Annotated in this window: 10 protein-coding genes; 3 read left to right on the top strand and 7 right to left on the bottom strand. The window is 43.7% G+C overall.

Annotated elements, in window-relative coordinates:
* Nucleotides 1–173: 173 nt before the first annotated feature.
* Nucleotides 174–425 carry a hypothetical protein gene (locus tag BMW79_RS04900; protein ID WP_079471700.1) on the top strand — a complete coding sequence of 84 codons (252 nt, stop codon included), beginning with the start codon at nucleotides 174–176 and terminating at the stop codon, nucleotides 423–425.
* An 80-nt stretch (nucleotides 426–505) separates the two neighbouring features.
* Here BMW79_RS04900 and BMW79_RS04895 read toward each other — a convergent pair whose 3' ends face one another.
* The 4 genes from BMW79_RS04895 to uvrB all read right to left on the bottom strand — a co-directional run bounded on the left by BMW79_RS04895 (nucleotide 506) and on the right by uvrB (nucleotide 6,547).
* Nucleotides 506–1,165 carry a DUF2461 domain-containing protein gene (locus BMW79_RS04895; protein ID WP_089891311.1) on the bottom strand — a complete coding sequence of 220 codons (660 nt, stop codon included), beginning with the start codon at nucleotides 1,163–1,165 and terminating at the stop codon, nucleotides 506–508.
* 153 nt (nucleotides 1,166–1,318) lie between these two features.
* A complete protein-coding gene (locus tag BMW79_RS04890; protein ID WP_089891308.1) occupies nucleotides 1,319–2,404 on the bottom strand; it encodes a porin in 1,086 nt (361 codons plus the stop codon).
* 287 nt (nucleotides 2,405–2,691) lie between these two features.
* Nucleotides 2,692–4,083, bottom strand: coding sequence for an ammonium transporter (locus tag BMW79_RS04885; protein WP_089891305.1), 1,392 nt, complete (start codon nucleotides 4,081–4,083; stop codon nucleotides 2,692–2,694).
* A gap of 409 nt (nucleotides 4,084–4,492) precedes the next feature.
* Entirely contained in the window at nucleotides 4,493–6,547 is a 2,055-nt protein-coding gene (uvrB, locus tag BMW79_RS04880; RefSeq protein ID WP_089891301.1) for an excinuclease ABC subunit UvrB, read from the bottom strand.
* Nucleotides 6,548–6,650: 103 nt separating this feature from the next.
* Between uvrB and BMW79_RS04875 the strand changes: the two genes are divergently transcribed.
* Nucleotides 6,651–7,442 carry a S1/P1 nuclease gene (locus BMW79_RS04875; RefSeq protein ID WP_089891298.1) on the top strand — a complete coding sequence of 264 codons (792 nt, stop codon included), beginning with the start codon at nucleotides 6,651–6,653 and terminating at the stop codon, nucleotides 7,440–7,442.
* A 90-nt stretch (nucleotides 7,443–7,532) separates the two neighbouring features.
* Here BMW79_RS04875 and BMW79_RS04870 read toward each other — a convergent pair whose 3' ends face one another.
* Together BMW79_RS04870 and BMW79_RS04865 are read right to left on the bottom strand one after the other, a co-directional pair.
* Nucleotides 7,533–8,456: a PfkB family carbohydrate kinase gene (locus tag BMW79_RS04870; RefSeq protein WP_089891295.1), complete on the bottom strand. Its 924-nt coding sequence runs from the start codon at nucleotides 8,454–8,456 to the stop codon at nucleotides 7,533–7,535.
* Between the two features lie 80 nt (nucleotides 8,457–8,536).
* Entirely contained in the window at nucleotides 8,537–9,952 is a 1,416-nt protein-coding gene (locus BMW79_RS04865) for an MATE family efflux transporter (RefSeq protein ID WP_218150279.1), read from the bottom strand.
* A gap of 433 nt (nucleotides 9,953–10,385) precedes the next feature.
* Here BMW79_RS04865 and BMW79_RS04860 point away from each other — a divergent pair, with 433 nt between their 5' ends.
* The gene (locus tag BMW79_RS04860) at nucleotides 10,386–10,889 is read left to right on the top strand and encodes a hypothetical protein (RefSeq protein ID WP_089891289.1); all 504 of its coding nucleotides are present in this window, start codon (nucleotides 10,386–10,388) and stop codon (nucleotides 10,887–10,889) included.
* Nucleotides 10,890–11,151: 262 nt separating this feature from the next.
* On the opposite strand, the gene BMW79_RS04855 is transcribed toward BMW79_RS04860, so the two are convergent.
* Entirely contained in the window at nucleotides 11,152–13,206 is a 2,055-nt protein-coding gene (locus BMW79_RS04855; RefSeq protein WP_177192042.1) for an OmpA family protein, read from the bottom strand.
* Between the last annotated feature and the right edge of the window lie 60 nt (nucleotides 13,207–13,266).

Raw genomic sequence — 13,266 nt, 5'->3', positions numbered from 1 at the left:
ACACATAAAGCTTAAAAATTACACGGAAGTAGTATTGATTTGTGCGGGATAAAATCCAATTTTGGTAGTAATAATCCTATGCCAACTAACCTCTTTGAAAAAGAAGAGGAGTCCAATTTTAGAGATGCCGGTATTTTTCGTTATTTTCTAATCAGAAAACACCCTTAAGTCCTATGAAAACCAACACCAATCGCGAGCTTCTGTTAATGCACAAGTTCACCGAAGAGTGGAGCACCAATTTCTCTTCACAAGTATCAAGGATCATGAACATCGTTGATCAGCAGGATACTCTGGATGGAATTATACCTATTATTGAAGTGGCAAATGTTTACAATCAACGTTTTGCCCACGCACGTACGGACAAAGAAAATCTTTTAAAGAATCGTAAAGCTCGTCCGTTCGAATTCCTGATTCATAAGAATTAATCCTGGGCAACCAGGGAAGTGGTTTATTGGTTTAAAAGGCGTGAAATCCGTTTGCTAAACTAATAAACCACTTTTTAGCTTTAGTCCATGGCGCGGTTAATGAATTGTACCAACGGCTGCATAATGGCGAAAGTCTTCAGAATTTCCCTTACCAGCGCGGGTTGTGTACTATTTTCATCCGTAAAAGGGTGAGAAACGATTACACTTTTAAGTTTCAGATAGGCAATAGCCGGGTTATCAGGCTGATAGCCCTGCGGAGCTGTTTTCAGCGCATCGCCTTCTATTTTGCCAAAGTGTTTTATAAACTCCTTATTAGAAATCAGCTGTTCAAATTCCTGGAAGTTATAATCAATTTCCTGGCGGAGCTTTTTCAACTGGGGAGCAGCAGGCATCCAGATACCACCGCCAGCAAAACTATTGCCGCCTGGTTCCAGGTGAAAATAATAGCCTGCGAGCGTTGATTTTTTGCCGCCAGCCTGGAAGGAAGCGGCCATGTTTATTTTGTAAGGAGTTTTATCTTTGGAAAAACGTACATCTTTATAGATACGGAACACGCAATCTTTCAGCTGTAAGCCCTGCATAGTAGCATCCTGTTTTATCAGGCCATCTATCAGTTGCTGGACCATGCTTTCAAAATCGGCCTTGGCGGCCATATATTCAGTTTTGTGCTCATCAAACCAGACCTTATTATTATTCAGCCTGAGTAGCTTAAGGAATTTCAACGTGGAAGGCTGCAGCATTACTTCTTTTTGCCACCAAGATAATACAAATCATTTATGGATTTCTGATTTTTGAGGAGCCATCCCGGGGAGGATAAAAAGCAGGTGCAGGATATTTACCGGAAGGCGATCTCTTCGGATGGTAAACACCTGCACCTGAGTGAATAAAATCTACTAGAAATGGTAGGTTGCGGCTAATAATACATTGGATGTCATATCATAAGGTTTGCCATCCGACTTGTTGAATATCTCAGCAGAAGCCTTATCCAGTCTGAATTCCGGCATAATAGTAAGGTTTCCTACCTTGTAGTTAAAAGTAAGTGTACCAGCTACTACATTACCACCTTCAGGTATTGCTCCAAATACTTTCAGACCATCTTTATCACTAAAGTATTCACCACGTACAGTAAGACCGAATTTTTCTGTGAAGTCCAGGTTTACGTAGAGTGCATTTCCCCACCATTTGGCGCTTTCACGGGAGCTCTTAGGTGCGTGTGTATCAGAATAGGTGCTATAGGTAGCATTGTAGCCCAGACCCAATACTTTGTTGATCTGGTAAGTGGCAACAAAGTCGACCTGGTGGTTCTGAATACCGAAAGTATCTTTTCCTTCGAGATAGTTCAGGTATAATTTAATGGGTGTTTCTGCAGGAGCAAAGCCCAGCTGTGCACCAATATATTTGTGGCTGTTGAGGGATACAGATTTCAGGTCGGTAGGATTAAACACCCCTACCATGGCGCTTAAAGAGGAGGTCAGGGCAATATCAGCCTTTACACCTGTATTGAAAAAAGGACCGTAACTAAACATATAGCTCATGCTATAATTTCTGTTGGCATAGGCATCTACCAACTCGTAGCCGATGTGTGTGGCGAAGCTACCCAGGCTTACCTTTACTTTTTCAGTTACCTGGTAAGATACGTACAGTTGTTTGATGGCCATAGATAAGCCATTGGAAGAACCGGGTACATCATTATAGGAAAATTCTCCGGCTCTTTTACCGAAGCCGAGGTCGGCAACGATGCTACCATTTTTGAATCCGTGCTCTACTTTCAACGATACCATTCCCAATTCAAAAGAGTTGTGGGAATTGGTAAAGCTGGTTTTATTATCAGTGTAATTTCCGTTGAGATTGTATTTATAATACACATCTGCTGATCCTGATAATTTAAAAGCGGGTGCAGATGTACTATCTGTGGTGGATTGCGACATGGCAACAAGAGTAGTGCCCATGGCAAACAAGGTCGTTAACATTCTTTTCATACTTATAAATTTGGTTGATAAAATGGTAAGTACTAATGCGGCCTTTTCTCACGGATTGTTTCGGGGGTGCGTGCTTGTGTTTCTGATGCTACATTCAGAAATAGAAGGAATGGATAATCAATAATCAATGATTGGTGCGAGTTTCACTTATTTACAGCAAGTTCGATTACCAATTATCCATTCCAGGTTCTTACAACGTAAAGTATATGCGTTTTTTAATAAAGTTGATAAAGATCGTATTCAAAGAACGGTACCTCTTTAGTGAAGCCGGCGAGCGACTTTTTATTTCAAGAGTGAACCAGTTCATCTTCTTCTTTCAGAGAACCGTTGTCGGTTACACTGATCATAGAAGGATGATAGTTTTCGTTGTGCTGTGTAACATCCAGGCCGAGTTCTTCTTCTTCTTCAGATACACGCAGTGGGTGAATCAGGTTGATGAGTTTGAAGATACCATAAGATACTACGAAGCTGTAGGTTACTACCAGTAACAGACCCAGTACCTGATTTTTGAACAGGTCGAAGTTGCCGTAGAACCAACCATTGTTACCACCTTCGTTGATAGCTTTGGTAGCAAATACACCGGTAAGCAGCATACCCACCATACCACCTAAGCCATGGCAAGGGAATACATCCAGTGTATCATCGATGCTGGTTTTAGATTTCCAGTGTACAGCGATGTTGGAAATGATGGCAGCAATGAAGCCGATAAATATACTTTGCGGGATAGCAACAAAACCAGCAGCAGGAGTGATGGCTACCAGACCAACTACAGCACCGATGCAGAATCCGAGTGCAGATGGTTTCCTTCCGCGGATTACATCAAAGAATACCCATGATAAACCGGCGGCAGCAGTAGCGGTATTGGTAGTAGCAAAGGCGGTAGCAGCGAGTGCACTTGCGCTCAGAGCAGAACCAGCGTTGAAACCGAACCAGCCGAACCAGAGTAAACCGGTACCCAGTAATACAAAGGGAATATTTGCAGGTTGTAATTCTTTCTTTTCGATGTGATCTTTTCTTCTTTTCAGTACCAGCGCTCCTGCCAGTGCAGCACAACCTGCAGAGATATGTACTACTGTACCACCCGCAAAATCGAGTACACCTAATTTAAACAGGATACCATCAGGATGCCAGGTCCAGTGTGCGATAGGCGCATACACCAGTAAACTGAACAATACCATGAAGAGTACATATGAAGTGAAACGGATCCTTTCCGCTACTGCTCCAACCACCAGGGCCGGTGTAATGATGGCAAACTTCATCTGGAAGAGTGCAAACAATAACAGCGGAATAGTGGGGGCCAGGCTCCAGGGGGCTCCTGACCCTACATTTTGAAACATAAAAAAGGTACTGGGATCTCCGATAATACCATGATAAGATTTACCAAACGCCAGGCTAAATCCAACTACTAACCAAACAACGCTGATTAATCCGGTTGCAATGAAGCTTTGCATCATGGTAGAAATCACATTCTTTTTATTTACCATGCCTCCGTAAAAGAAGGACAAACCGGGAGTCATCAAAAATACCAGGGAAGATGCTACAAGAATCCAGGCGATATCGGAGGAATTATATTTGCTCGTATCAGCAAAATTCGGGAGGGCAGGCATAAAAATTCCAACAATTGCGATCAGCGCAAGGAAAATGAAGGGGAGATAGTCCTGAAAAGATATTTTCTTCATAGCGTTTGATTTTTAAATTTCTTAAATAAAAGTAGGTGTGAAATTTAAAACATCAAATAGAAGGGTCTAAAAATAGAAATATTTGAATAACACCCCCGATAATTAGGATTAAATCAATGATATTAAAATTAATAATAATATTAATTATTATTTTTTTAGATATCAGGGGTTTTAAAGCGTTGATATTTAAATATAATAAGTTGATTATCAATATAATTAGACAATCATTAAGGAAAGGTTAACATTTTTCAAATTTACCAGGTGCATGTGTTACTGTAAGTGAGAGAATAAGCACACAAACACCTGATAAATAATATTATATAAATTACATTTTTATTATGTTAATTGCTGGAGCAACTATTTAATATTATAAATAATTACATATAATGTTCTCATTTTGGGGAACCGATTATTGTTTCATTTCTAACAATTCCCGCTCCATTGCGAACATCTGATCCCTTAAACGGGCCGCTTCCATAAAATCAAGATCACGCGCCGCCTTTTCCATATCCTTTTTCACTTTGGCAATAGACTTCTCCATCTGTGGAATCGTTTTTACGCCTGCAGCAGAAGATTTAGCATAGGCCATCGCATCTTCCGCCACCAACTGCACCTCATCATGCACTGCCATCGGTGAATTTTCATCGAAGTGCTTGATTTCCAATACTGACGTTTGTCCGAGGATCTGTTCCTTGGTTTTACGCACCGTGCGCGGTGTAATATTATGTGCGATGTTAAAAGCCACCTGCTTCTCACGGCGACGATCTGTTTCATCCATCGTACGCTGCATACTCTCCGTTATCTTATCTGCATAAAAAATTACCAACCCATCTACGTTACGCGCCGCACGACCGGCCGTCTGCGTCAGGGAGCGCTCATCCCGGAGAAAACCTTCCTTATCTGCATCCAGAATAGCCACCAGCGACACTTCCGGCAAATCAAGTCCCTCTCTGAGCAGATTTACCCCCACTAATACATCTATATTACCCAACCTCAGATCACGTAATATTTCAATACGTTCCAGGGTATCCACTTCGGAGTGGATATAACGCGACTTAATATTAATACGTCCCAGGTACTTGTCCATTTCCTCTGCCATGCGCTTGGTCAACGTAGTCACCAGCACACGGTCGCCTTTCTGTACCCGTTTGTCAATTTCTTCCAGCAGATCATCTACCTGGTTTACACTCGGCCTCACCTCAATAGGCGGCTCCAGCAAACCAGTAGGACGTACCACCTGCTCCACTACCACTCCCTCTGTTTTCTTCAGTTCATAATCACCGGGAGTAGCACTCACAAAAATGGCCTGGTTCACTAAATTCTCGAATTCATAAAAGTTCAGTGGCCGGTTGTCCATCGCAGAAGGTAAACGGAAACCAAATTCCACCAGGTTCAACTTACGGGAACGGTCGCCCCCATACATAGCACCTATCTGCGGGATGGTCACATGACTTTCATCTACCACCAGCAGGAAGTCATCCGGGAAATAGTCCAGCAGACAGAATGGCCTGGCGCCGGGCTTACGACGGTCCAGGAACCTGGAATAGTTTTCAATACCGCTGCAATAGCCGAGTTCACGGATCATTTCCACATCATAGTTTACCCTTTCTGATAAACGCTGCGCTTCTATCAGCTTTCCGTTGGCTTTAAAATATTCTACCTGTGCCTTTAACTCATCCTGTATTTCAAAGATGATCTGCTGCATCATATCTTTTGGCGCCAGGTACATGTTAGCCGGGAAAATAGCAGCACTTTCCACTACGGTAATCCGCTTGCTGTTCTGCACATCAATCGTTTCTATTTCTTCTATCTCATCACCAAAAAAAGTAATCCGGTAGCCATAATCCACGTAAGGCAAGTTGATATCAACAGTATCGCCTTTCACGCGGAAGTTTCCACGATTAAAATCGGCCGTGGTACGGCTATAGAGGGAGTTCACCAATCCGTGCAACAGGGTATTCCGGCTCACCGTTTGTCCTTTCTGGATGCGGATGATACCATTTTCATAATCTGTAGGATTACCAATACCATAAATACAGGATACACTGGCTACCACTATAATATCCCGGCGGCCGGAGAGCAGGTTGGAAGTTGTTTTTAAACGGAGTTTGTCCAGCTCTTCGTTAATGGCCAGGTCCTTTTCTATATAGGTATCACTGACAGGCATATACGCTTCCGGCTGATAATAATCATAGTAAGACACATAATATTCTACCGCATTATCAGGGAAGAACTGCCTGAACTCGCCATACAACTGGGCCACCAGGGTCTTGTTGTGGGTAAGTACCAGGGTAGGGCGTTGCACCTGCTGAATCACATTGGCCACTGTAAATGTTTTACCGGATCCTGTTACGCCCAGCAGCGTCTGAAATGGTTCTCCGGCCTGCACCGCCTGGGTTAATTGTTTGATCGCTTCCGGCTGGTCACCAGCGGGAGCGTATGGAGCATGTATATTAAAAGACATATTGAAATCTGTATTTGAGGACTATCTGTAAAAATACTTAAGAATAAGGAAATGGAAGTGTTAAAAAAGAAGCTTTAATTTTGCTGCCACATACAACGGACTTATGAGAAAAAAAATTCTAATGGGCCTGCTTCTGGCCTTCCTGCTTCCGCTTGCCTCTTTTGCCTGGGGACCTAATGGTCACCGCATCACGGCAGAAATAGCGTGGCTTCACCTTACTCCACAGGCGCGCAAAGCCATTACCAACATCCTTGGCCGGCAAAGCCTGGCGATGATCGCCAACTGGCCTGATTTCATCAAATCAGATACCACCCACAAATATGATCATACCAGCAAGTGGCACTACCTGGACTTTCCGGGCAACATCGACCGCGCAAAGTTTGATCAGTTACTCAACGCTGCCACCGACGAAAATCTGTATACCGAAACACAGGCCATGATAAAGGATCTGAAAAACAAGCAACTGCCTAAAGAAAAACAGGTATTTGCGCTCACGTTCCTGGTACACATGATAGGAGATATGCACCAGCCGCTGCATGTTGGCCGTGACGAAGATATGGGAGGCAACAAGATCTCCGTGATGTGGTTCGATAAACCATCCAACCTCCACCGGGTTTGGGACGAACAACTGATCGATTTCCAGCAGTTGAGCTACACCGAATACACCAAAGCACTGGATATTGCATCTGTAGCGGAAATTAAGGCCATACAGCAGGGATCTATCGCCGACTGGATGTTCGACTCACACCAGCTCTCCGATCGCGTGTATGCCTATACGCAGCCTGATGCCAAACTCAGCTACCGGTATAACTATGTTTTTGTGGCAGATTTGAATCAACAACTGCTGAAAGGTGGTCTCAGACTGGCTGCCATCCTCAATAGCATTTATAAATAAGCGCAGGGCCGTAAAATAATCTGGGGAGATGAAAAGGATATATCCTTTCCATCTCCCCAAATATTTTAACCTACCCGCTAATGGGCCATACTATACGAGGTCAATATCGAAGTTCACCAGCTGAACGAACTGTTCGAGACGGGCAGCAATTTCTTCATGTGTTACTTCACGGATACGCTCTGTACCAAATTTCTCCACACAGAAAGAAGCCATGGCAGAACCTACTATGATAGCGGTTTTCATGTTTTCAAAGGAAATATCCTTTGTTTTCGCCAGGTGACCGATAAAGCCTCCTGCAAAAGTATCACCGGCGCCGGTTGGATCATAAACATCATCCAATGGCATAGCAGGTGCGAAGAACACATGGTTTTCGTAGAATAACAGCGCACCATGCTCCCCTTTCTTGATGATCAGGTAACGTGGGCCCATAGACATGATTTTACGGGCAGCTTTTACCAAAGAATACTCACCGCTTAACTGGCGGGCTTCCCCGTCGTTAACCATCAGTACATCCACTCTTTTCAGCACTTTCAACAGATCATCCAGAGCTACATCCATCCAGAAGTTCATGGTGTCCATAACAATCAGCTTGGGACGCACCTTAAACTGATCGATCACGCTCATCTGCACCTGGGGAGTCAGGTTACCCAGGATCAGGAACTCGCTTCCCTGATAGCTATCCGGAATAACGGGCTGGAAATCACCCAGTACATTCAGTTCTGTTGCCAGTGAGTCGCGGGTGTTCATATCCATATGGTACTTACCGGACCAATAGAATGATTTCTCTCCCTGCTTCACCTGCACGCCATCCAACACCACACCTTTAGCTTTCAGGGCCTCCAGTTCAGAAGATGGAAAATCTTCTCCAATAACTGAAACCTGGTTAATTGGCTGAACAAAATTTGAGGCAGCCCAAGCGATATAATTGGCGGAACCACCAATGATTCTTCCGGACTTTGCAAAGGGGGTTTCGATTTCATCGAACGCCATAGAACCTACGACTGTGAGTGACATGCTATTAGAGTTAATTTTTATTATGTTAAAATTTAATACAAAACCTGGCAAAGGTAATTACTTAAAAAGAAAGCAGGAAGCTAAATCTTTATCCTTTTCCAATTACCCCGCCTGAACAACAGGATAGCGGCTATGGCAGCAGTAGACTCCGAGATGGCAATAGCCCAGAAAACCCCTACAGGACCGAGTTTAAGGACGATAGCCAGCAGATAGGCCAATGGCATCTGAAATAGCCACATGACAAATAGATTGATCAACATGGGGGTACGGGTATCCCCGGCGCCGTTGAAAGACTGGGTCAATACCATCCCGTAAGCATAGAATATATATCCGCCGCTCATTAAGCGGATACACTGCACGGCATAGCCCACCACAATATCATCGTCCGTAAAGAACCGGATAATAGCCGGCGCCCATGTCATGAATACGACCGCCACCAGACCCAGAAATACCAGGTTAAAAAAAGCAGCTCTCCAGGCCGACTTCTCGGCCCGTTCCGGCTGTTGTGCACCAAGGTTTTGCCCTACAAGCGCTGCGGCCGCATTCGCCATTCCCCAGGCAGGTAAAATGGTAAAGATCACGACCCTTATGGCAATGGTATATCCCGCTACTGCATCCTTACCAAAGTGAGAGATAATACGCACCAGGAAAATCCAGCTGGCCGAGGCAATCAGCATTTGTGCTGTAGCACCGACCGCTATTTTTAGAATCGCCCCAATGAGTGGGAAAGCCGGCGCCAGGTGATTCCTCGTAATACGGATCAGGTTTTTACCCTTTACCAGGTGATATACCTGGTAAATGACGCCGGTGCCCCTGCCGATAAAAGTGGCAATAGCAGCTCCTTTCAACCCCATGGCCGGAACTGGTCCCCATCCTGAAATCAGTAAAGGGCACAATATAATATTAAGACCATTGGCAATCCAGAGTGCCCGCATAGCCAATGCAGCATCACCGGCCCCCCTGAAAATACCATTGATCAGGAAGAGCAATATAATCACCATGTTACCGCCGAGTAAAATCTGCGTATATACATACCCGTAATCGGCCACTTCTTTGGCGGCGCCCATTATCAGTAATATATCTTTCGCAAAAAATATCCCTGCTATACTAACCAACACGGAAACAAGCAAGCCGGGATATAGTGATTGCATAGCGGCATGTGCAGCAGCAGCCGGATCCTTCTCACCGGTTCTTCGTGCAATCATGGCCGTAGCCGCCATGCTTAACCCCATAGCACCTGTATAAACCAGCGTCAATACCGATTCTGTAAGTCCTACTGTAGTAATGGCATTTACGCCCAGGTGGCTCACAAAATAAATATCGACTACTGCAAATAACGATTCCATGGCCATTTCCAGGACCATAGGAATGGCCAGTAACAATATCGCCCTATCAATACTTCCGGTGGTGAACTCCTTCTCACTACCGGCAACGGCTATCTTGAACAGTTGAAACAAACGAGGGATGCGCTGAAGCATTTTCGTTAAAAGAGGCATAACTAAATTTTGAAAAATAAAAGAGGGACAACGCAATCAGTGGCGCTGCAAACTAAATCAGGAAAGTGGGAGGGCGACAAGCGGAAGTACCGGCGTCTTATTACATTTTCATATTGCTATCAATTCGGGCATTCAATGATGCGTTACAAATGTAATTTAATTTCTTTACCGGCAAAAACGATCTTTTAAATTAAGCGGTGGAACACATAGTAAGGATGTATACTTATCACTATTAAAAAATAGCACCGCTCAAAACTCAATACAGACAAGTATTACAGACCATCAGAAAAAATATTTTTAAAAGACGCAACTTTTTATTGTAACATTTTATTTACACCTCCGTTTAACATCACAAGTAAGCGCCGAAAACCTATATAAACAATAAACATCACAATCATAATCACAATCGTAACACCTTCTTAAAACGGATATCATGCTTATGTTCAACAAAAACGCACTCCTGACAGGAGTAGTGATCGCTACTGTATTGGGTATTACTTTTACTTCCTGCAAAGACGACGACAACCCAACACCACCGCCAGCCACACCACGTTCTAAATCATTTGAACTGAAAGGAACCGGTGCAGATAAAGATAAAAAAGTGGGAGACATTACTATCTCCGAAAATACCGATAGTAGTGTAAACGTCGTATTAAATCTTACCAAGAACGTAAAGGATGCCACTCATGGCGTATACCTGATTGCCGGTACTGCTGCAGCGCCTAAAACAGATACACTGATCAAAGGAACTTTCAAAGGCACGGGTGCTGCACTGAAAGCGGACCTTCTGACAAAAGTGAAGTCTATCAAGGTTTCCCAGGCTGGTGGCACTCAGAAAGACAGTACTTTTAAATACAACAACGCCATTGAACTCACTTCTTACCTGAAAGTGATGAATGGTGCTGACACCATTGCTATCGGTAGCTTTGGCAAGTAATTAACTGCTTCCTGTTACAAATTTTGCATTAAAACTATCACAAGCATGTTCATTTAATATGAACATGCTTGTTCCTGTATTTTATTTAATAAGGATTCCTAATTTAATATTTTCTCAGCGCACATTTCCGAATTCATTCTAACGGAAGCGGATATTTCGTACCTGCCACATGCATAAAAAAAAGCCGACCCAAAGGCCGGCTTTCAAATGGTTATTGCAGGATATGGATAGCATCCGGTTAAGGCCGGGCTAAGGGAAAATATTATTGACTACTGTTTCCATCATCTTCCACCTTCACCTGAACTTGTCTTTTCAAGACTTTGAATTCAGTTCTACGGTTCATCTGACGGCCTTCCGGATTGTCTTTATGATTAGGCAGCGAGTTTGGTGCAATAGGTTTGGATTTACCATAGCCTTTCGCAATGAGTCTTTCAGGAGAAACACCTCTGCTGATCAGGTAGTCCACACATGATTGTGCACGTTCCTGAGATAATTTGTCGTTAAACTTAACAGAGCCCACGCTATCAGTATGTGCGCTCATTTCAATGGTTAACTTTGGATTATCGTTCAGCATGTCTACTACGGTGTCCAGCACTATTTTCGATTCAGGGCGGAGCGTCGCCTTACCGAAGTCGTAATAGATATTATTCAGTACAATCGGTTTTTCTATCTCATAGTGTTTGAGACAGAGTGTTGGATTGTCCATCGAATCGATTCTAACCAGTGAATCGGTATTAAAATAAATGGCCTTGGTAAAGTAGTTATCTTTTTCAGCCACTATTTTATAATAGCGTTGTGGATCCACCTCAAAGGTATATCTGCCGGTTGCGTCCAGGGTCATTTTACGGATCGTCTTTCTTCTGACGGTATCCAGTAAGGTAACGGTAGCTCCCTGCAACGGCTGATGCGTATCACAGTCAACAATAAGACCGCTGGCTATTTTGCGGATGCGGTTAATATTGAATACTTCCAGGCAGCAGATAGATTCCCTGTCGGAGCTGATAAATCCGGCTGCGAAAGGGTGTGTATTATCCAATGCGGTATAATAGATATCATCTTTCGGAGAATTTAACGGCTTGCCCATATTTACAGGGGTAGACCAGGTTCCGAAGTCGCCCTCACTCTGGAAGAAATCGAGGCCACCAAGACCTACGCGGCCATCTGTACTGAATACCAGTAAATTTTTCTCAGCATCATAGAAGGGCGCCTGTTCTTCATCTTTTGTATTAATAGCGGTTCCCATATTCCTGGCGCCGCCGGGAGTACCGTTTGTCATGATGCAATACCACAAATCATTTTTACCCATACCACCGGGTCTGTTAGACGAAAACAGGAGGTATTTACCATCTGCGGTGATATAAGGCTGCATGGAATTGTAGCCTGCAACATTCACATTATCTCCTAATATTTTTGGTTCCGACCATACTCCGTTTTGACGGCTGCTGAAATAGATAGCGGATTGTTTTACGCCATCTTTTACGCTCCAGCGAGTAATGTACAGGGAGTTACCATCTGGTGTGATGGCAGATACGCCCTGATCCAGGCCTTTTGTGGCGGGAATTTTCAGTTTCTGGCTGTTATCGAAAGTATTATCGCTGCCTGAAGCAGTGTAAAGATCGTTTACATAGGGAGTTCCTTTTTTGGGTTGTTTCTTTGGAGCTGGCTGTTTAACCGTGGTAGGTAATGGGGGATTTTCTGAGCGGGAAGAGGTGAACAACAGCGTATTAGCATCCAGGATAACCGGTGCATAGTTTGCGCCACCTTCATTAACGTTACCAGCGGTTTTTACAATTGTAAATCTCGGTTGTTTATTAGCTTCTGAGAGGGCGAATTCGCAACAGGCAATTTCAAGTGGTGTTCTTACAGACAATTCATCGGCGGCGGTATAGCTTTGCTTGAATTTATTAAACTCATCCAATGCCTGCTGGTATTTCCCGTTGAACCGGAGACAAACTGCGTACCAGTAACGCGCCTGTGGGAATGCGGGGTTATTGAATCCCACCAGCTGAGAATACCATGTTTCTGCATTACCATAGTCATAAAAGAGACGGTACGATTCCGCGAGTCTGGCTACTACCTGCTGATAATCTTTGAGTTTACCACTGGGAGGCGCTCCTCCGACAGTATAGGGCAATACCTGTTCCGGCTTGATTTTGAAAGTTCCCAGTGCCTTATTGTAGTACTGAGCTGCGGAATAATAATCCCTTGAATTATAAAATACATCAGCGGTATGTTTGAAATCGTAAACATACTGCGCTTGTATAGAGTTAATCATTCCCGCAAAAACCACCAGCCAACAGAGTGTAATTTTTTTCATGAGGGTTCCATTTCTTTTTTCTGTATAAGTTTTTTCCTCCATTCTGATCCGGTTTCTTGT

It is taken from the genome of Chitinophaga arvensicola (genome assembly GCF_900110835.1).
GTDB lineage: Bacteria > Bacteroidota > Bacteroidia > Chitinophagales > Chitinophagaceae > Chitinophaga > Chitinophaga arvensicola.
This window is presented reverse-complemented; position numbering and strand designations above follow the sequence as displayed.